Source organism: Planococcus notacanthi, from assembly GCF_030407825.1.
Classification (GTDB): Bacteria; Bacillota; Bacilli; order Bacillales_A; family Planococcaceae; genus Planococcus; species Planococcus notacanthi.
This window is the reverse complement of sequence record NZ_JASDCQ010000001.1, coordinates 1,227,037-1,247,964: the sequence shown is the minus strand read 5'-3', so window position 1 is coordinate 1,247,964 and position 20,928 is coordinate 1,227,037. Positions and strand designations below refer to the sequence as shown.

Genomic DNA, 20,928 nt, shown 5'->3' with positions numbered 1-20,928 from the left:
CATAATGAGCAAAATTATCGGTATTGACTTAGGTACAACAAACTCAGCAGTCGCAGTATTAGAAGGCGGCGAGCCAAAAATCATTCCAAACCCAGAAGGCAACCGTACAACACCTTCTGTTGTCGCTTTCAAAAATGGTGAACGCCAAGTCGGTGAAGTGGCAAAACGCCAATCGATCACAAACCCGAACACCATCCAATCTGTAAAACGCTTGATGGGTACTCAGCAAAAAGTAACAGCTGAAGGCAAAGAATATACGCCACAAGAAGTTTCTGCAATGATTCTTCAATATCTTAAAGGCTATGCTGAAGAATACTTAGGCGAAAAAGTAACAAAAGCGGTTATCACAGTTCCAGCTTATTTCAACGATGCAGAACGCCAGGCAACAAAAGATGCTGGGCGTATCGCAGGCTTAGAAGTGGAACGCATCATCAATGAGCCTACTGCTGCAGCACTTGCATACGGTTTGGACAAAACAGATACAGATGAAACAATCCTTGTTTATGACCTTGGCGGCGGTACGTTCGACGTATCGATCCTTGAACTGGGCGACGGCGTTTTTGAAGTAAAATCAACTGCCGGCGACAACCGTCTGGGTGGCGATGACTTCGATAAATTGGTCATCGATTATTTGGTGCAGGAATTCAAAAAAGAAAATGGCGTTGACTTGTCGAAAGACAAGATGGCGACACAGCGTTTGAAAGATGCGGCTGAAAAAGCGAAAAAAGATTTGTCTGGCGTATCCTCAACTCAAATTTCACTGCCGTTCATCACAGCAGGAGAAGCTGGACCTCTTCACTTGGAAGTTACATTGAGCCGTGCGAAGTTTGATGAATTGACTTCTTCATTAGTTGAACGCACAATGGGGCCGACTCGCCAGGCGTTGAAAGATGCTGGCATTTCTGCTTCTGAAATTGACCGTGTTATCCTTGTCGGTGGATCTACTCGTATTCCAGCCGTACAGGAAGCTGTTAAGAAAGAAACAGGCAAAGACCCGCATAAAGGCGTTAACCCGGATGAAGTTGTAGCTATGGGTGCAGCAGTCCAAGGCGGCGTATTGACTGGTGACGTTAAAGACGTTGTCCTATTGGACGTAACGCCATTATCTCTTGGTATTGAAACAATGGGCGGCGTATTCACTAAATTGATCGAACGCAACACAACAATCCCGACTTCTAAATCGCAAACATTCTCAACTGCTGCTGACAACCAGCCGGCTGTAGATATTCATGTATTGCAAGGGGAGCGTCCGATGGCAGCAGCCAACAAAACGCTTGGCCGTTTCCAATTGGCAGATATTCCGCCAGCTCCACGCGGCGTGCCGCAAATCGAAGTAAGCTTCGATATCGATAAAAACGGTATCGTCAGCGTTAAAGCGAAAGATCTTGGGACACAAAAAGAGCAGACAATTACAATTCAATCCAACACTTCTTTGACGGACGATGAAATCGAACGCATGATCAAAGAAGCAGAAGAAAACGCTGAAGCGGATGCTAAAGTAAAAGAAGAAGTTGAACTTCGCAACGAAGCTGACCAAGCTGTCTTCACAACTGACAAAACAATCACTGACCTTGGTGAAGTTGTCTCTGAAGAAGAGAAAAAACAAGCGGAAGATGCGCGCGACGAATTAAAAACGGCATTGGAGTCTGACAACATCGAAGACATCCGTGAGAAAAAAGATAAATTGCAGGAGATTCTTCAAGGCCTTTCCATGAAAGCGTACGAGCAGGCAGCAGCAGCTCAACAAGCTGCTCAAGAAGAAGGCGCAGCTCCAGGCAACGACGATGTAGTCGATGCTGAATTTGAAGAAGTTAACGACGATAAAAAATAAGCAAGAACTTGAAAAGTCAAAGCAAAGCAACATGCTTTGGCTTTTTCAATGTCTTTGCATCAGTGATTTAAACCGTGTACAATTACAGTTGATTGCTAGAGGGAGAGTGACTTATGAATAAGCGAGATTATTATGAAGTATTGGGCGTATCCAAGTCCGCTTCTAAAGAAGAAATTAAAAAAGCATACCGGACCTTATCCAAAAAGTTTCATCCGGACATCAATAAAGATAAAGATGCTTCTGCTAAGTTCCAGGAAGTTAAAGAGGCATATGAAGTATTAAGCGATGAGCAAAAACGTGCACAATACGATCAGTTTGGCCATCAGGATCCGAACCAAGGCTTTGGCGGCGGCGGATTCGGCGGAGCTGAGGGATTCGGTTTCGATGATATTTTCAGCACTTTCTTCGGTGGAGGTTCAAGACGCCGCGATCCGAATGCACCACGTAAAGGCGATGATCTTCAGTACTCCATGACCATCGATTTCATGGATGCCGTATTCGGCAAGGAATCGGAAGTTGAATTGCCGAAAGACGAAACATGTGGAACATGTGACGGTTCTGGCGCTAAGCCAGGTACGAAGAAGAAGACATGTCCATATTGTGAAGGCTCCGGCCAGCTGAATGTGACGCAGGATACGCCATTTGGCCGTATGGTCAACCGCCGTGCCTGCCATCATTGTGAAGGCTCTGGCCAAATCATCGAAGAAAAATGCCAGACATGCCACGGCGAAGGAAAAGTGCGCAAAGTCAAGAAAATCAAAGTCACGATTCCAGCCGGTGTAGACGATGGCCAGCAATTGCGCGTTACTGGACAAGGTGGACCGGGAATCAACGGAGGACCAGCAGGGGATCTCTATGTTGTATTCCGCGTCAGACCGCATAAACAGTTCCAGCGTGAAGGGGACGATATCTATCTGGATATTTCCATCACCTATCCACAGGCCGCATTGGGGGATGAAATCGAAGTTCCGACAATTTCAGGTAAAGTGAAGTTGAAGATTCCAGCTGGTACACAAAGTGGAGCCCGTTTCCGACTGAAAGGCAAAGGCGTCAAAAACGTTCATGGCTATGGAACCGGAGATCAACATGTCATTGTCCGCGTCAAAACACAAACAAAACTCAGCGAGAAGCAAAAACAGCTGCTGCGTGAGTTTGCGGAAATCAGCGGGGATATTCCAGAAGAACACAGCAGCTCGCTGTTTGATAAAATCAAACGGACCATTAAAGGCGAATAAGTGAGAACCTGGACTGATGGGGAAGTTGCTGTCAGTAATTAATCCAGTTTCTGCAACCAGTAGACTCTTGCGTAATGCGGGAGTCTTGCTGATTGTGGAAGCGAAAAAGGAGCTGGACGGAATTGAAATGGTCAGAATTAGCAATCCATACCACGAATGAAGCGATTGAAGCAGTTTCCAATATCATGCACGAAGCAGGTGCCAGCGGAGTAGTCATCGAGGATTCGGAAGATTTGACGAAAGAACGGGAAGATCGTTTTGGTGAAATCTATTCGTTGGATCCGGAAGATTTTCCGGTGGACGGCGTAATCTTGAAAGCTTATTTGCCGGTCAATAGTTTTTTAGGCGAAACGGTTGAGGCCATTAAGTTGGCTATCAATAACCTGGTGGCCTTTGATATTAATTTGGGCAAAAACGAAGTGACCATCAGCGAAGTGAACGAAGAGGAATGGGCGACTTCATGGAAAAAATATTATCATCCCGTCAAAATCTCCAAACGTTTCACAATTGTGCCGACATGGGAAACTTATAATCCGGTATCAAGCGATGAATTGATCATTGAATTGGATCCTGGAATGGCTTTTGGTACAGGCACGCATCCAACTACTGTTATGAGCCTACAGGCACTTGAAAAGACAGTTAAGCCGGGAGACCGAGTCATTGATATAGGTACGGGATCAGGAGTGCTGGCGATTGGAGCGGCTTTGCTTTCTGCCAAAGAAGTCTATGCGCTGGATTTGGATGACATTGCTGTAAAATCAGCAACAATCAACGTCAAGCTGAATAAAGTTCAAAACACTGTGACCGTAGAAGAAGGCAACCTGGTCGATAAAATCAAGGAACCGGGTGACGTGGTCGTCGCCAATATTCTGGCGGAAGTCATCATGTCCTTTACAGATGATGCGTTCAAGGTCGTGAAACCAGGTGGCCAGTACATCACATCCGGCATCATTGCAGCGAAAAAGAACAATGTCAAAGAAGCGCTCGAAGCATCTGGCTTTGTCATTGAAGACGTCATGATGATGGAAGATTGGGTCACCATCATTTCCAAAAAACCTGAATAACGGGGTGCCACGATGCAACGATATTTTATAGAAGGCAAAATTCCTGAAAATCGAATAGTGGTAATAACCGGCGATGATGCTAAGCACATCGCCAAAGTTATGCGCCAAACTGCAGGAGATTATTTGATCGCAGTAATGGAAGGCGAAGCGCACCTTTCAAAAATCGTCACGGCGGATTTCGATGTGGAAGTGGAGCTTGGCGAGAAATTGGAAACGCAAGTTGAATTGCCTAAAAAAGTGACCATTGCTTGTGGGTTGCCGAAAGGCGATAAGCTTGATTTGATTACACAAAAAGCAACAGAGCTGGGAATGTACGCGCTGCTGCCATTTGCAGCAGAGCGTTCGATTGTCAAATGGGACAGTTCCAAAAGCGGGAAAAAAATCGGCAGGCTCCAAAAAATCGCTAAGGAGGCAGCTGAACAATCTCACAGAACCCACATCCCTGAAATCCATCCCGTCCACAGTTTCAAGCAATTGATGGTCCAAGCTGAAACCTATGACACCGTTATCGTCGCTTATGAAGAAGAGGCGCGGGACGGGAACCGGACGCGGTTTGCTGAAATTTTAAAAGCGTTGTATGATAAAGATTCAGTCCTGATTGTCTTTGGCCCGGAAGGCGGGATTTCAGAGTCTGAAGTGGCTGCTTTGAAAAACTTCGGGGCGGTTTTCACTTCGCTTGGCCCGCGGATTCTGCGGACAGAAACTGCGCCTTTGTACGCACTGGCCGCTATTTCCTGTGAGTTTGAATAGGAATGGGGCTATGCCTGTACAAGGCATCCAAAACGCTCAGAACAGTGATCGGCGGCATTTCCCGGTTGGGGGAACTGGCCTGATGAGTAACTGACTTTAAACAAGAATGGAGATTTTCTATTATGACGAACATTGCATCATATATCGACCACACATTACTAAAACCGGAATCGACCGAAAGCCAAGTTATCCAGCTTTGCAAAGAAGCAGCTGAATTCAAGTTCGCTTCTGTATGTGTCAATCCGACTTGGGTTGAAACTGCTGCAGCTGAATTGGCAGGCACTGAAGTCAAAGTATGTACAGTTATCGGCTTTCCGCTTGGTGCATCGACTCCGGAAACAAAAGCTTTCGAAACAACTGACGCTATTTCAAAAGGTGCAGGCGAAATTGACATGGTGTTGAATGTAGGCGCCCTTAAAAGCGGCAACACGGACCATGTGAAAAAAGATATCGAAGCGGTTGTCAATGCGGCAAAAGGAAAAGCAATCGTGAAAGTGATCCTTGAAACATGCCTGCTGACCGACGAAGAAAAAGCGGCGGCTTCCCGACTGTCTAAAGAAGCAGGAGCTGACTTTGTTAAAACTTCAACTGGTTTCTCAACTGGTGGAGCGACTGTCGAGGACGTAAAATTGATGCGCGAGACAGTAGGTTCTGATCTGGGTGTTAAAGCTTCAGGCGGCGTTCGCAGTCTGGAAGATGTTCAAGCGATGATCGAAGCAGGAGCAACGCGCATCGGTGCAAGCTCAGGCGTAAAAATTATGCAGGGCTTAACTTCAGATTCCGATTATTAACTATTGACCTTTCTTTGAGAATACGATATAATTTTTGAGTATATAACACTTGTTGTTCTTCGCTTCAACGTGTGTTCGGAGGGAGGGAAAAAGAGATGACAAAAACTACAGTTCGTAAAAACGAATCGATTGAAGATGCTCTTCGCCGCTTCAAACGCACTGTTTCTAAATCTGGAACAATGCAAGAGGTAAGAAAGCGCGAGTACTATGATAAGCCGAGCGTGAAACGTAAATTAAAATCAGAAGCTGCGCGTAAACGTAAATTTTAATTGACATTAAGAAGTATAATCGACTTTTAAAAAATATGAACGACCAGCCTAAGCCGCCAACACAGTAAATGTGTTGGCGGCTTTTCTAATTGTCATATTTGTAAGCGCATTCTTTCGTTATTGGGCAGCCAATCATTTATAATGGAAATAGCTCAAAAAAATGAAACCGAATCCAGTTTCATCCGTATATATACAAACAGTAAATTTAACTTGCGAAAGGAGAGATCCCATTGAGCAGAGTCAAAGTCTATACAGGATTTGGACTTTTACTGTTATCTTTTCTGCTCATGCTCCCGGCGATCCAGGCGGACACTTCGACAGTGTATGTAATTCCGATCGAAGATGAAGTTGAACGAGGACTGCAAGCTTTTATCGAACGGGGCATTGAAGAAGCTGAAGATGCTGGAGCAGAGGCCATCATCTTTGAAATCGATACGCCAGGCGGTTTTGTGGATGCGGCAGATGGCATTGCTCGGCTACTCAATAAAACACAGCTGGAAACAATGGCATTCGTCAACCAAGATGCTTTATCGGCTGGTGCTTTCCTGGCCTTGCATAACGATGAAATCTATATGCATCCAAACGGCCGCATGGGCGCTGCTCAGGTGATCGACCAGGCGGGGAATGCGGCTGCGGATAAGGCGAACAGCGCATGGCTCGCTTCCATGAAGAATGCAGCTCAGACAGCCGGGCGGGATCCTGAGTATGCATTGGCAATGGCTGATGCTTCAATGGCTCTCCCGGAGCTGGGAGTTGCAGAAGGTGAGCTGCTGACGTTGGGAGCGCAGGAAGCTGAACAGGTTGGCTATTCGCAAGGGACTGTATCTTCTCTTGGCGAGTTGCTGGCGCTAAAAGGCTATGAAAATGCTTCGGTTGTTACAGTCGATGAAACATTTTCAGAAAGTCTAGCTCGTTTCCTGACCAATCCGATCGTTGTACCGATCCTTTTGTCAATTGCAGGCTTGGGTTTGCTGCTTGAACTGTTTACACCAGGAGTCGGGATTCCTGGGATTATTGGGCTGTCTTCCTTGTTGTTGTTTTTTTACGGTCACTTGGTGGCAGGCTTGGCAGGATACGAGTCCATCATTTTATTGGTCATCGGCTTCGGGCTTTTGGTGGCCGAGTTCATTATTCCGGGCGGTGTTGCCGGATTCCTCGGGATCGCCGCTATTCTTGGCAGCATTTTATTGGCTGGAGGCGATTTAAAGTCCACCGCCATAGCAGTACTTATTGCAATGATAGTAGCAACAGTAGGGATGGTGATTGTAGTGAAATTCTTTGGTAAGCGGCTGGATTTGTTCAAACGGATTATCTTGACGGATGCCACCGATACAGAAAGTGGATACGTATCGACTACAAATCGCCCGGAACTTGTCGGCAAAATTGCCCGGACTGTAACGGCGCTTCGCCCTTCAGGCACAATCAAGCTGGATGACGAGCGCATTGACGCCGTTTCGGAGGGCAGGTTTATCGACAATGGGAAAGATGTTAAGATAATCAAGGTAGAGGGTTCGCGCATAGTTGTTCGCGAACTTGAAAAACAAGAGGAGGAATAAGAGAATGGGAATTGAAGCAATTGGTTTAGGCGCAGCGATAATAGGTATCATCATTGTTTTGGCAATTTTCTTCACATTTGTGCCAATTACATTATGGATTTCAGCATTGGCAGCAGGCGTTAAAATCAGTATCTTTACACTGATCGGGATGAGATTGCGCCGTGTTATTCCATCACGGATTGTAAATCCGTTGATCAAAGCGTCAAAAGCAGGTTTGACAGTCAGCATCAACCAACTGGAAAGCCATTACTTGGCAGGCGGTAACGTTGACCGCGTAGTCAACGCATTGATTGCTGCGCATCGCGCAAACATTGAATTGCCATTTGAACGTGCAGCTGCAATTGACTTGGCAGGGCGTGACGTGTTGGAAGCAGTTCAAATGTCGGTTAACCCGAAAGTGATTGAAACACCATTTATCGCCGGTGTTGCGATGGATGGAATCGAAGTGAAAGCGAAGGCGCGTATCACGGTTCGTGCGAACATCGACCGTCTAGTCGGTGGTGCGGGTGAAGAAACGATCGTTGCCCGTGTTGGTGAAGGTATCGTATCAACACTCGGTTCAAGCACAAGCCACAAAAAAGTTCTTGAAAACCCGGACTTGATTTCTCAAACTGTTCTTTCGAAAGGCTTGGACTCAGGTACGGCCTTTGAAATCCTATCGATTGATATTGCTGACGTTGATATCGGCAAAAACATCGGTGCGGAACTGCAGACTGAACAAGCTGAAGCAGATAAGAAAATTGCCCAGGCTAAAGCTGAAGAACGCAGAGCAATGGCTGTTGCAAGTGAACAGGAAATGAAAGCGAAAGTTGTGGAAATGAGATCGAAAGTTGTCGAAGCGGAAGCGGAAGTGCCGCTTGCGATGTCCGAAGCGCTTCGTTCAGGAAATATCGGTGTTATGGATTATATCAACTATAAAAATGTTCAAGCAGATACAGGTATGCGAGAGTCCATTTCGAAAACCGGTATGGACAAATCCGACGATAAATAATCGGCGATAACCATAAGGGAGGTTTTTCGTATGGAAGCTCTCATATTTGGGCTTGTAATCATGGCGATTAGTGCTTTTTTCAATAAGAACAAAAAAGACTCGGCTGACGATGTTCCGAAACGCCCCGTCCCGACAAGATCATCCACTGTTGACGACAGGCGTTCTGGTCAAAAAACGTTTAAGCGAGTAGAAGATTATGCCAAAGAGATTTACGGGGAACTGCAGAAACAGCAAACCCAGCGACCTGAACGAACACAGCAAGTGAAAAAACAAGTGGAAGAAGTGGTAAATCGAACGCCTCTCCGGGAAGCGCGCCAGGAAGTCCAACGCCGAGTGTCGTCCCGTGAAGTGCAAGATGAAATAGAAGACCGCATCACTACCGGCGGTTTACGGTCAGTGAGAAATCAGCCATCCGTTGCACAGAAAGAAAAAGACGCAGATGACTTCCTGCCGTTGACTAATGAGGATGTCAGAAGAGGGATCATCATGGCAGAGATTTTGATGCCGCCCAAATCCAAAAGATAAAAGGTCGGCCAGTTTTTACTGGCCGACCTTTTATGTTTCTGATAACTTTATTATGTAAACAAAAAGAGCTGGAATAAAACTTTGGTTTACACAGAAAATCGATTCAAAATCCAGCGAAATTTACACATTCCGAGAAAACAAAATCTTATAGTTCGAATTATCTAATACAAATATTTTACAAAGGATTATCTTTAATGATAGAGTAAAAATAGCAGTAAATACTCGATTCCAAGGAGCGTCCACATGACAGAAAACAACCTACTAGAATTACATGTGAAAGACCCAAATGAAGCGGTTCAGCTGCTCGGGATATCAGATAACCACTTAACTTTAATCGAAGAAGCGTTCGACATCCATATTATTACCCGTGGTGACGTTATTAAATTATCAGGTTCCGAAGAGGGCAAGCAGACTGGAAAATTATTGATTGAACAATTATTGCGGGTGATTCGCAAAAATATCAATATCGATCAACGCGATATCGTCTCTGCCATCGAGATGGCCAAAAACGGAACGATTGAATACTTCGCGGAGTTATACGACGAAGAAGTGGCCCGCAATGCGAACGGCAAATCGATACGGGCGAAGACCATCGGCCAGCGGCATTACATCCATGCTGTACGCAGCAAGGACCTGGTATTTGGAATCGGACCAGCTGGGACAGGCAAGACCTATTTAGCTGTAGTGATGGCTGTCCAGGCACTGAAAAACGGCCATGTGAAAAAGATCATTTTGACACGGCCTGCTGTAGAAGCGGGAGAAAGCCTTGGTTTTCTGCCCGGCGACTTGAAAGAGAAAGTGGATCCATATCTGCGTCCGCTCTATGATTCCCTGCATGATGTACTCGGCCTTGAGCAAACCAATCGCTTTATCGAACGCGGCACCATTGAAATCGCTCCTCTGGCGTATATGAGAGGGCGGACACTGGACGAAGCTTTTGTTATTCTCGACGAAGCGCAAAATACCACTAAAGCACAAATGAAAATGTTTTTGACGCGTCTTGGTTTCGGATCGAAAATGATCATTACCGGAGACAAAACTCAAATCGATTTGCCGCGTGGAGCGGAATCCGGATTGATTGCGGCAGAAACAATTTTGAAAGGGGTTCGCAACATCCATTTCCAATACCTCGAAAGCGGGGATGTTGTCCGCCACCCACTGGTGGCCAAAATAATTGAAGCTTATGAAAATCAGCCAAGCTGACGGATGTGGAATAAAGGCGCGCGGGATGAAAATCCTGTGTGCTTTTTTATGTGATAGCCGCAGACTCGAATAGCTCTGTTCAATCTGTTGTCATAAGGATAGAGATAATTTCAAATTTTTAGAAATACACGGTGAAATCTATTTCTTAAGTTGTTATGATGGAAGTAGAAAAGCGGGGTGGGGGCATGCGTCAAAGGGCACAGAAAATCTTTGATAAATTAGGCTACCGAAAAATAATGTTGGTGGCCATTTTATTGACCGGGCTAATCCTATATGCCGCTTTAGTGGAATCGGTTCAGGGCAATACATACGACATCAACCTTTTTCAATTGTCATCGGAAACGATTCGCTCAGAAAAAACAGTGGAAGATCCGATTAAAACAGAATTGGAAAAACAGCGTTTGGCAGAAGAAGTTGCGCCAAGCTATCAGTTTATAGATGAAATTGCCGCCAATCAGGTGGCGTTGATCGAATCGCTGTTCGGCTATATCCTGGACGCAAAAGCTGCGCCTGAAAATGATAAAGAGCAACGTTCTCCGGATGCCATGATCTCGCACTTGAGAGAAGACCTTCGGCTGATGGAGACCAGCGAAAATGGCTTGCGTTTGACGGATGATATGCTCCGGTCTTTATTGGCGTTGCCGGATGATAGCTTGTTGACCGTGCAACAGCAATTGGAAGCATTAATGGAAACCTATTTGAGTGAACCTGTTCGGACAGAAGAAGTGGCAAGGATTCGCACGGAAATCGAGCAGGACATCCGGCGCAATGAGCAATTTCCGGATAACGTTGTCCAAGCAGCAGTTACCATCGGCCGTTTCGGAATAATACCGAACGAACTGGTCAATGAAGAGTTGACGGCCAGCCAAGTGGAACAGGTCCGCAATAGTGTCGAGCCCACTCGTATTCTGCAGGGGCAGGTGTTGGTCCAGGAAGGCCAGGTTGTCGACCGGGAAGTGTACCGGCAGCTGGAGCTTGCTGGAATGACGGAGGAGCAATTGGATTATAAGCCGCTTTTGGGGCTGTTTATTTTCGTGCTGGTCGCCATGGGCCTTCTATTAGCCGTCATGTCCCGTTCAAAAACCGAAAGTGAACGGAAGAAAACCACTGAATTGCTGGTGGTTGCTGCAGTCATCGGCATCTCTTTAGCACTTATGAAACTATTGTATGCGGTCGGCGGCAATTTTGATTTTGTCATCGCATTTATCTTCCCTACCGCGCTGGCAGGAATGATTGTCCGTCTGCTGGCCGGCGAACGGGCTGCTGTTTATGTCACCATTTTAATCAGTGCAGCAGCAGGCATCATGCTCCAGAGCAGCTATTCGGCTTCCCTGCAAATTGATGTCGCGCTTTATATCCTGTTTGGTGGATTGGCTGCCATTTATTTGATTGAACAAGATGGAGGGCGTGGGCGTCTGCTGCAGATCAGCTTGGCAGTCGCATTGGTCAATATGCTGTTTGTCGCCATTTATTTGTTGATCGGCCAAACGCAGTATAGTTGGTCGGAAATCGGCTTTTATTTTACAGCAGCCCTTGTCTCGGGGTTGCTTTCCGGTGCTTTGGCGATTGGTTTGCTGCCGTTCTTCGAGTCAGCCTTCGGCCTATTGTCGACGATGCGCCTGATTGAGCTGTCCAATCCGAATCATCCCTTATTGAAAAAAATCCTGATGGAAACCCCTGGTACATACCATCACAGTTTGATGGTCGCCAATCTGGCGGATGCTTCCTGTGAAGCGATCGGAGCGAACGGCCTGCTTGCCAGAGTCGGCTGTTATTACCACGATATCGGCAAAACCAAACAGCCTCAATTCTTCATTGAAAACCAAGTGAACATTGGAAATCCGCATGACCGCCTGCCGCCAGAGAAAAGCCGTGATATCATTCTCGCACATGGCTTTCAAGGGGCGCAGATGCTTAAGAAACATAAAATGCCTCAGGAAATCGTGGATGTGGCAGCACAGCACCATGGCACAAGTTTGTTGAAGTTTTTCTATTATAAAGCGAAGGAAAACAATCCGGATCTTGAAGAAGCGTCTTTCCGCTACCGGGGGCCGAAGCCGCAAACCAAGGAAATTGCCATCATTTGCATTGCAGACAGCCTGGAAGCTGCTGTCCGGTCGATGAAGGAACCAACATCAGAAAAGATAAAAAAATTGGTGGATGCGATAGTTGAGGATAAACTGAAAGATGGGCAATTCGAGGAATGTGATATATCCTTGAAAGAGCTGAAGACAGTAAAAGCGGTGATGTGTGAAACCCTGAACGGCATTTTCCACTCACGCATCGAATATCCGAAAGAAACCAATTGACAGGAGGAACTGCTATGATTGCAATCGATTTTATGGACGAGACGGAAAGCCTGAACCAGCAGGAACTGGATTTTGTGCAAAAAATACTGGAGCACGCAGCGAAAGAAGAAGGCTTGGGAGAAAGCGAAGTGTCGGTGACGTTCGTCACCAATGAAATGATCCGCGACATCAACCGTGAATACCGCGGAAAAGACCAGCCGACAGACGTCATTTCATTTGCTATGGAGGAGTTGGGCGAAGGGGAAACAGCCATCATCGGTTCACCTGAGCCCCGCATGCTGGGCGATATCATTATTTCGCTGGACCGTACAAAAGAGCAGGCGGCAGATTACGGCCATTCCTTTGAACGGGAGCTGGGCTTTCTGGCCATCCATGGTTTTCTGCATCTGCTGGGATACGACCATATGACAGAGGAAGATGAAAAGAAAATGTTTTCCCGCCAAGAGGAAATCCTGGTATCACTCGGCATAACACGTGATTAAGATGAAGGCACGCAGATTTTTCCGCTCTTTCCTGTTTGCGGCTGAAGGCATTCGGACGGCCTTAAAGCATGAACAAAACATTCGCTTTCATATTCTGGCGGCTGTTGTTGTGGTGGCGGCAGGGTTATTGACGGGTTTGTCTCTTTTAGAATGGCTGGTGGTCATCGGGCTGATCGGGGGCATGATGGCTTTGGAGATGGTCAATTCAGCCATTGAACGGGTGGTGGACCTTGCGACATCTGAGCTTCATCCGCTTGCCAAGCAGGCCAAGGACATGGCTGCAGGTGCCGTTTTGGTATTTGCGGTGGCAAGTGCTATAATTGGATTACTAATATTTCTACCCAAATGGTTTTAAATTCGCAGAGGTGATAAACATGGAAAAAGAACAATTGATGAAGCAAGCGATAGAAGCACGTGGAACGGCGTATGTGCCTTATTCGAAATTTCCTGTCGGGGCCGCTTTGCTGGCAGCTGACGGAACAGTATACACCGGCTGCAATATCGAAAATGCCGGCTACTCTTTAACAAACTGCGCAGAGCGCACAGCCGTGTTTAAAGCGGTGTCTGAAGGCAACAAAACATTTACGGCACTTGCGGTGTCCGCTGACACTCCGGGCCCTGTATCACCTTGTGGAGCGTGCAGACAGGTGTTAGCTGAGTTCTGCCCACCGGATATGCCGGTATACTTAACAAATTTAAAAGGTGACGTCCAGGAAACGACAATCAGTGAATTGCTTCCCGGCGCATTCTCAACGGAGGATTTAAAATATGCAGCAAGAGAATAACGGTTTCAAATCAGGGTTCATTTCAATCATCGGTCGCCCGAATGTGGGCAAATCGACATTCCTTAACCGTGTAGTGGGCCAGAAAATTGCCATTATGAGTGACAAGCCCCAGACAACACGCAATAAAGTGCAGGGAGTCGTAACCACCAATGAAAGCCAAATGATTTTCATTGATACGCCCGGAATCAACGAACCACGCCATAAATTGGGTGATTTTATGCTGAAAGTGGCTAAAAACACGTTCCGTGAAGTGGATGTGCTGTTATTTGTAGCAAGCGCTGTCGACCGTGTCGGAAAAGAAGATCGCTACGTGCTTGATATGCTGAAAGGCATCGACGTGCCTGTATTTTTGGTCATCAATAAAATCGACCAGGTACACCCGGACAATTTGCCGAAGATCATCGAATCTTACCGCAATGAATTTGATTTTGCAGAAGCGATTCCAATTTCAGCGCTGGAAGGCAATAACGTGGAGAACTTATTGGCTAAAATCAGCGAGCGGCTTCCGGAAGGCCCGCAATATTACCCGGCAGACCAAATCACGGACCATCCTGAACGCTTTATCATTTCTGAATTGATCCGTGAAAAAGCCCTGCATTTGACGCGCGAAGAAATTCCGCATTCCATTGCTGTGGTGATCGAGAAGATTGCACCGGATTCTGAGAATAAAGACATGATCCGAGTTCAGGCGACGATTATGGTTGAGCGCGATTCCCAAAAAGGGATTGTCATCGGCAAAAAAGGTGCGCTTCTGAAACAGATCGGAACACGCGCCCGCCAGGATATCGAAAACCTGCTGGGATCGAAAGTGTATTTGGAACTATGGGTCAAAGTGCAAAAGGATTGGCGCAATAAAGCGATGCATTTACGCGATTTCGGCTTTAGAGAAGACGAATACTAAGGAGTCGTTCCCATGCAAAGTCAAGTAGAGGGAATTGTCATTCGTACGATGCCTTACGGCGAAACGAATAAAATCGTCACTTTGTTTACTAAAGAAGCGGGGAAAATCACCTGCATGGCGAGAGGTGCGAAAAAACCGGCGAGCCGGTTGGCTGCAATTACCCAGGTTTTTACTCATGGCACATTTTCCATCTACAAAGGAAGAGGCATGGGTACGCTGCAGGCGGGAGATCCGTTGGAATCGCTGCGGCATATACGGGAAGACATCATGTCGACGGCATATGCCAGCTATGTGACTGAACTGATTGACCGGCTGACGGAACAGGACGAGCCGCAACCTGTCATTTTTGACATGCTTTATCAGGCGCTTCACGCCATCGATGAAGGCTATGATCCAGAAGCCATCACATTGTTTGTGGAATGGAAGATGCTGCAGCAGGCCGGCTTAACGCCGACGCTGCATCAATGTGCAAACTGCGGGGCAACCGAAGGGGAATTCGCATTTTCATTTCAGGAATTGGGCTTTCTCTGCCATCGCTGCTTCCACATCGACCGCTACATCATCCGTTTGAGCCCGGCTTTGGTGAAATTGATCCGTACCTTCTATTTTGTGCCGATTGAACGGGTAGGCTCCTTGACCTTAAAAAAAGAATCCAAGAGCCTGCTCAAACAAATCGTTCGCACCATTTACGAAGAAAAGGCGGGAATCCGCTTAAAGTCCAGGAAGTTTCTCGAGCAGTTGGAGCGGACGCCTGAATTTTTACCGAAAAAAGAAGAGTTGCCAAAAGACGAATAGTCTTTCGGCAACTCTTTTTGTTTTGCTTTTAGTTGAAAAGAAATAGAAAAATTTTTCCAGGTGAACGAAACAGCATATTTTGCCCTTCATTACCTATCGCTCTTTCTATTCAAAGTCATGAAGGTTATCAGATTAAATTTTTTTCCGATAGCTAATGATTTAATGGATAATCCAATTTTTTTAATGATATGGAGCAAAACAACGGAGACTCCCGCGGGATAGCGGAGTTGTTTTGCGGAATATCATGTTGAAAGATTAGAACTGAATATGCTTCTCGACATAAGCCTGTACTTCAGCGATCGGCATGCGTGTTTGTTCCATGGAATCGCGGTGGCGCACTGTTACTTGGCCGTCTTCGACAGAGTCAAAATCGTAAGTGATGCAGAACGGCGTACCGATTTCATCCTGGCGGCGGTAGCGTTTGCCGATGGATTGCGATTCGTCGTAATCGACCATAAAGTGCTTAGCCAAATCAGCGAATACGCCAGTTGCGCCTTCTGCCAATTTTTTCGATAACGGCAGGACAGCAGCTTTATAAGGAGCCAATGCCGGGTGGAAGCGCAATACAGTGCGTTTGTCGTCATTTTCAAGCTCTTCTTCAGTGAAAGCGTCCACCAGGAATGCTAGTGTAACACGGTCTGCACCAAGAGAAGGCTCGATGCAATAAGGCACGAAGCGCTCATTTGTTGCGGCATCGATGTAATTGAAATCTTCACCTGAATGTTCCATATGGCGCTTCAAGTCAAAGTCCGTACGGTCTGCGATGCCCCAAAGCTCGCCCCAGCCGAATGGGAATTTGTATTCGATATCCACAGTGGCATTCGAGTAATGGGAAAGCTCGTCCTGGTCATGCTCGCGCAGACGCATATTTTCTTCGGTCAAGTTCAAATCCAAAAGCCATTTTTTGCAGAAATCGCGCCAGTAAGCGTACCATTCCAAATCTTCGCCAGGCTTGCAGAAGAATTCAAGTTCCATCTGTTCAAACTCGCGTGTACGGAACGTAAAGTTGCCGGGTGTGATTTCGTTGCGGAAACTCTTGCCGATCTGCGCAATTCCGAAAGGCATTTTTTTGCGCATCGAGCGCTGGACGTTCTTGTAGTTGACGAAAATCCCTTGTGCGGTTTCCGGGCGCAGGAAGATTTCGTTTGTTGAAGCTTCAGTAACACCTTGGAACGTTTTGAACATCAAGTTGAACTGGCGGATTTCCGTGAAATCTTGTTTGCCGCATGTCGGGCATTTCACTTCGTGTTCCTGGATCAGTTCGGCCATGCGGTCAAAAGACAAACCGTCGACGATCAATTCGATGCCTTTGGCGTCCAATGCGTCTTCGATCAATTTATCTGCGCGGTGGCGGGTTTTACAGCTTTTGCAATCGATCATCGGGTCGTTGAAGTTGCCGACGTGCCCTGAAGCTACCCAAGTTTTCGGGTTCATCAGGATGGCTGCGTCCAATCCTACGTTATACGGGGATTCCTGGACGAACTTTTTCCACCAAGCTTTTTTGATGTTGTTTTTCAATTCAACACCAAGTGGGCCGTAATCCCATGTGTTCGCCAAGCCTCCATAAATTTCAGAGCCCGGGAATACAAATCCTCTGTGTTTCGCTAATGCTACTACTTCTTCCATTGACATAAAATAACCTCCATAAAATAAAAAATCGCACCCATCCTCGGACATCTTCATGTCCGAGGACGAGTACGTTAAGACCCGCGGTTCCACCTCGATTGACTGCAAAATGCAGTCCGCTTAAAATAAAAAGTAGCTCTGGATCGCCTTTTCCTGTAGTTGCAGGCTTTCACTTTCCCTGCTCGCTTTTTGTTACAGTACTTATTTATCCGTCATTGCCTGTGTTCAATTCTTTCATATTGTACCATGGCGAAGTTTTCTTCGCAATATCACGTTAATTAGTATATAATAATTGATATTGAGTATAACATATATATATTTTGAGGCGGTGAGTCCAATCGAACTCAATAAACGGCAAGAGGAAATATTGCAAATCGTAAAAGGCAATGGTCCGATTACTGGCGAACAGATAGCGGATCGCTTAAACTTAACAAGATCAACGCTACGACCTGATTTAGCCATCCTGACAATGGCAGGCTTTCTAGATGCCCGTCCGCGTGTTGGCTATTTTTATTCGGGCAAAAAACCGGGCCAGGATGTCACGGATACGATGAACAACATGAAGGTCAAGGATTTTCAATCGATTCCGGTTGTCGTCCGTGAAGACGTCAGTGTTTACGACGCCATCAGCCAGATGTTTCTTGATGACGTGGGTACGCTTTTTGTCGTGGACAAACAATCCTACCTGACGGGCGTATTGTCGAGAAAAGATTTGCTGCGCGCAAGCCTCGGCAGCCAGAACCTGACAAGCATTCCTGTACATATCATCATGACGCGCATGCCGAACATTACGTATTGCGCGAAAAACGAATCTTTGATCCAGGCAGCACATCGACTAATCAATCAGCAAATTGATGCCTTGCCTGTGGTTGAAGAACAGCCGGATGGCTTTAAAGTCGTCGGCAGATTGACAAAAACGAATATTACTCGTGCGTTTTTATCGTTATCGGAAAACCACGATCTGTGAGGTGCCAACTATGAATTCACTCCGCATGTTCATCGTCTCCGATTCGGTCGGAGAGACAGGGGAGCTGGTCGCAAAAGCTGCTATAAGCCAATACCTTAATAGTGATCAAAATGCCGTACTGAAACGTTTTCCTTATATTGATTCCATCGAACATCTTCAGGAAATCATCAAACTAGCCGTCGCCCAAAAGGCTTTTATCGTCTATACATTGGTTTCTCAGGAACTGCGCAACTACATGGAAACTGAAACAGCTAAATTTTCGGTGACAGCTGTCGATCTGATGGGGCCTTTATTGGATGCATTGGAAAAAGAGCTGGATGCACCGCCACTGCAGGAAGCAGGGCTCGTCCGAAAATTGGACGATGATTATTTCAAAAAAGTCGAAGCAATTGAATTTGCGGTCAAGTATGACGATGGACGGGATCCTCGCGGTATTTTAATGGCCGATATCGTCCTTGTCGGAATTTCAAGAACGTCCAAGACGCCATTATCACAATACCTGGCACATAAACGCTTGAAAGTCGCGAACGTGCCGTTGGTTCCGGAAGTCGATCCGCCTGAAGAGTTGTATCATGTAGATCCTAAAAAATGCTTCGGATTGGTCATCTCGCCGGACAAACTCAATAGCATCCGCAAAGAGCGGTTGATTGCACTGGGTTTGAATGATGACGCCAATTACGCGAAACTGGACCGGATCCATGAAGAAATCGGCCATTTCCACAATGTGGTGGATCGCATCGGCTGTGAAATTCTTGATGTTACCAATCGGGCGGTTGAAGAAACGGCTAACCTGATTTTAAGTAAACTTCAAAAATGATTTCAGGAAAACCACCTGCACAGGCGGTTTTTCTTTCTTTTGTGTGGATTTTTTAATAAAAACGTTTTATAATGAAGAATTGTGGCTAAAGCTTACTAATGGATAGTATAGTCAGCTTTATCTTTTTGTCGAAAAATGAAGGATTTTGTCTTTGCATCACGAATTAAATAAGTTAAGCAAACAAAGATGGTGAAAATAATGTCCAGTCGAGTTCCTGAAGAAGTGATTGAAAAAATCCGTTCCAGCACAGATATTGTGGATATCGTCGGTGAGTACGTACAACTAACCAAAAGAGGCCGCAATTGGTTCGGCCTTTGTCCTTTCCATGGAGAAAGCACACCATCTTTTTCTGTCACCGCCGATAAACAGATCTTTCATTGTTTTGGTTGTGGAGCCGGTGGTAACGTCATCACGTTTCTCATGGATATTGAAAATCTAACGTTTCAGGATGCCTTGTCAAGACTTGGAAGCAGGGCAGGCATCGAGGTCGATATACAGGCTCCAGCCGATTCCGGTCCGGTGCAGTCAAAAAGCGATCACCAATTGATTTTGATGCACGAGTTTGCTGCGGACATGTACCACCATATCCTTCTCAATACAGAAGAAGGCCAAGCGGCATTGGATTATTTGGAAGACAGGGGCTTTACGCGGGAAATCATCGAGAAGAACAGAATCGGCTGGTCGCTTCCTGAATGGAATTACATGGCATCTGCACTCAAGCGGAAGGGTTTCAGCGAAGAAGAATTGGAAGCGAGCGGTTTAGCGATCGCCCGCGAGCAGTCCAGTGGCTATTTCGATCGTTTTCGCGGCCGGATCATGTTTCCAATCATGAATGAAAGCGGCAAAGTCATCGCCTTTTCAGGCAGGGTTCTTGAGCATACGAAGCAGGATGCCAAATACATGAACAGCCCGGAATCTCCGATATTCCAAAAAAGCCAAGTACTGTATAACGTCCATCATGCAAGAGGCGCGATACGCAAAAACCGAAAAATCATTTTGTTTGAAGGGTTTATGGATGTCATTGCAGCGGGTAAAGCAGGGGTTGATAATGCTTTAGCGACCATGGGTACATCGCTCACTTCCCAGCACATCCGGCAGATGAAACGTTTTGCCCAGGAAGTCGTCATTTGCTTTGACGGCGATGATGCGGGTTGGGAAGCTGCTAAGCGAGCTGCCATCGCACTCAACGAAGATAATTTCAAAGTGGAAGTGGCAGTCCTGCCAGGCAAGATGGACCCCGATGATTTTGTTCGTGAAAACGGTGCAGAAGCCTTTAAGGAACAGATCATCGGAAAGCCGCATGCATTTATTGCCTTTGCCATGATGCACGCCCGCAGGCATAAGAATTTTCAATACGAAAATGACCTGTTGCAATATATACAAGAAGTGCTGCAATTATTAGCCGGTAGATCCTCGCCTTTAGAGCGGGATTTATATATAAAGCAATTATCAGAGGAAACCGGATTATCACAAGAAGCGATCCTACAGCATTACCGCAAATTGGAGAACAAGACCATCGAACGGAACCGCCCCGAAACACCGGCAGTGAAGACGGTCAAAAAAGAACCGAAACGTGTCACTTCATTGCACCGGGCGGAACGGATGCTCTTATCACATGCCTTGGCAGATCCGGCAGTCATGGATAAATTGGCGCTCGAAGACAACGGCATACCATTTGTCAGTGAAGAATTCCAGGCGCTGTACGTTCAATTGCTCGGTTTCTACGAGGAATGGGATAAAGCGGATTTCCATAAATTCCTGGAGACGCTGCAAGATGCAGAGCTCCGCAAACTGGTTATGGAAACGGCATTATCCGAACGCGATCCGGAACACGCGGATGAAGAAATTTCCGATTGTTTAAAGCATCTGCAAAAACATCGGGTCGAGCAGCAAATCAATCTAAAAATCCAGCAATCAAAAGAAGCGGAAAAACAGCATGACATAAAGCGCGCTTTGCTTCTTGCACAAGAAGTGATTGCTTTACGGAAATCATTGTAAGTTAATTCCGGTTTTTTTAAAGGAGGAAGTCAC

20 protein-coding genes are annotated in these 20,928 nt (G+C 46.2%); 19 read left to right on the top strand and 1 reads right to left on the bottom strand.

Translation table 11 applies throughout. The annotated features are described in order from the left end of the window. Window positions 1–4: 4 nt before the first annotated feature. The 16 genes from dnaK to recO all read left to right on the top strand — a co-directional run bounded on the left by dnaK (window position 5) and on the right by recO (window position 15,487). The gene (gene dnaK, locus QMA01_RS06105; protein ID WP_290214529.1) at window positions 5–1,831 is read left to right on the top strand and encodes a molecular chaperone DnaK; all 1,827 of its coding nucleotides are present in this window, start codon (window positions 5–7) and stop codon (window positions 1,829–1,831) included. 113 nt (window positions 1,832–1,944) lie between these two features. Then, the gene (gene dnaJ / locus QMA01_RS06100) at window positions 1,945–3,066 is read left to right on the top strand and encodes a molecular chaperone DnaJ (RefSeq protein ID WP_191715904.1); all 1,122 of its coding nucleotides are present in this window, start codon (window positions 1,945–1,947) and stop codon (window positions 3,064–3,066) included. A gap of 122 nt (window positions 3,067–3,188) precedes the next feature. Beyond that, on the top strand, window positions 3,189–4,130 hold the full coding sequence (gene prmA / locus QMA01_RS06095; protein WP_191715903.1) for a 50S ribosomal protein L11 methyltransferase: 942 nt from the start codon (window positions 3,189–3,191) through the stop codon (window positions 4,128–4,130). Window positions 4,131–4,142: 12 nt separating this feature from the next. Continuing rightward, window positions 4,143–4,880, top strand: a complete 738-nt coding sequence (locus tag QMA01_RS06090; RefSeq protein ID WP_290214528.1) for a 16S rRNA (uracil(1498)-N(3))-methyltransferase — start codon at window positions 4,143–4,145, stop codon at window positions 4,878–4,880. Between the two features lie 122 nt (window positions 4,881–5,002). Continuing rightward, window positions 5,003–5,671, top strand: a complete 669-nt coding sequence (gene deoC / locus QMA01_RS06085; RefSeq protein WP_290214527.1) for a deoxyribose-phosphate aldolase — start codon at window positions 5,003–5,005, stop codon at window positions 5,669–5,671. Window positions 5,672–5,766: 95 nt separating this feature from the next. Further along, entirely contained in the window at window positions 5,767–5,940 is a 174-nt protein-coding gene (rpsU, locus tag QMA01_RS06080; RefSeq protein WP_008431605.1) for a 30S ribosomal protein S21, read from the top strand. Between the two features lie 230 nt (window positions 5,941–6,170). Beyond that, window positions 6,171–7,496, top strand: a complete 1,326-nt coding sequence (locus QMA01_RS06075) for an NfeD family protein (protein WP_191715900.1) — start codon at window positions 6,171–6,173, stop codon at window positions 7,494–7,496. 4 nt (window positions 7,497–7,500) lie between these two features. Continuing rightward, window positions 7,501–8,487, top strand: coding sequence for a flotillin-like protein FloA (floA, locus tag QMA01_RS06070; RefSeq protein WP_191715899.1), 987 nt, complete (start codon window positions 7,501–7,503; stop codon window positions 8,485–8,487). 30 nt (window positions 8,488–8,517) lie between these two features. Further along, the gene (locus QMA01_RS06065; RefSeq protein WP_191715898.1) at window positions 8,518–9,012 is read left to right on the top strand and encodes a hypothetical protein; all 495 of its coding nucleotides are present in this window, start codon (window positions 8,518–8,520) and stop codon (window positions 9,010–9,012) included. A 243-nt stretch (window positions 9,013–9,255) separates the two neighbouring features. Next, a complete protein-coding gene (locus QMA01_RS06060) occupies window positions 9,256–10,215 on the top strand; it encodes a PhoH family protein (RefSeq protein WP_191715897.1) in 960 nt (319 codons plus the stop codon). Between the two features lie 185 nt (window positions 10,216–10,400). Then, complete coding sequence (locus QMA01_RS06055) at window positions 10,401–12,524, top strand: HD family phosphohydrolase (RefSeq protein WP_290214526.1); 2,124 nt, start codon at window positions 10,401–10,403, stop codon at window positions 12,522–12,524. 14 nt (window positions 12,525–12,538) lie between these two features. Beyond that, a complete protein-coding gene (gene ybeY / locus QMA01_RS06050; RefSeq protein ID WP_290214525.1) occupies window positions 12,539–13,006 on the top strand; it encodes an rRNA maturation RNase YbeY in 468 nt (155 codons plus the stop codon). A gap of 1 nt (window position 13,007) precedes the next feature. After that, the gene (locus QMA01_RS06045; RefSeq protein WP_290214524.1) at window positions 13,008–13,361 is read left to right on the top strand and encodes a diacylglycerol kinase family protein; all 354 of its coding nucleotides are present in this window, start codon (window positions 13,008–13,010) and stop codon (window positions 13,359–13,361) included. Window positions 13,362–13,380: 19 nt separating this feature from the next. Continuing rightward, complete coding sequence (locus tag QMA01_RS06040) at window positions 13,381–13,791, top strand: cytidine deaminase (RefSeq protein ID WP_191715893.1); 411 nt, start codon at window positions 13,381–13,383, stop codon at window positions 13,789–13,791. Continuing rightward, window positions 13,775–14,692 carry a GTPase Era gene (era, locus tag QMA01_RS06035; RefSeq protein ID WP_191715892.1) on the top strand — a complete coding sequence of 306 codons (918 nt, stop codon included), beginning with the start codon at window positions 13,775–13,777 and terminating at the stop codon, window positions 14,690–14,692. Before QMA01_RS06040 ends, era begins: the two co-directional genes overlap by 17 nt. A gap of 12 nt (window positions 14,693–14,704) precedes the next feature. After that, window positions 14,705–15,487: a DNA repair protein RecO gene (recO, locus tag QMA01_RS06030; RefSeq protein ID WP_191715891.1), complete on the top strand. Its 783-nt coding sequence runs from the start codon at window positions 14,705–14,707 to the stop codon at window positions 15,485–15,487. Window positions 15,488–15,742: 255 nt separating this feature from the next. On the opposite strand, the gene QMA01_RS06025 is transcribed toward recO, so the two are convergent. After that, window positions 15,743–17,119, bottom strand: coding sequence for a glycine--tRNA ligase (locus tag QMA01_RS06025; protein ID WP_191715890.1), 1,377 nt, complete (start codon window positions 17,117–17,119; stop codon window positions 15,743–15,745). A 322-nt stretch (window positions 17,120–17,441) separates the two neighbouring features. On the opposite strand from QMA01_RS06025, the gene ccpN reads away from it, so the two are divergent. The 3 genes from ccpN (at window position 17,442) to dnaG (ending at window position 20,895) form a co-directional block, all read left to right on the top strand. Then, window positions 17,442–18,080, top strand: a complete 639-nt coding sequence (ccpN, locus tag QMA01_RS06020; RefSeq protein WP_191715889.1) for a transcriptional regulator CcpN — start codon at window positions 17,442–17,444, stop codon at window positions 18,078–18,080. A gap of 10 nt (window positions 18,081–18,090) precedes the next feature. Further along, on the top strand, window positions 18,091–18,897 hold the full coding sequence (locus tag QMA01_RS06015; protein WP_191715888.1) for a pyruvate, water dikinase regulatory protein: 807 nt from the start codon (window positions 18,091–18,093) through the stop codon (window positions 18,895–18,897). 198 nt (window positions 18,898–19,095) lie between these two features. Continuing rightward, window positions 19,096–20,895 (top strand): DNA primase, encoded by a 1,800-nt coding sequence (gene dnaG / locus QMA01_RS06010; RefSeq protein WP_290185068.1) that lies wholly within the window; start codon window positions 19,096–19,098, stop codon window positions 20,893–20,895. Window positions 20,896–20,928 lie beyond the last annotated feature (33 nt).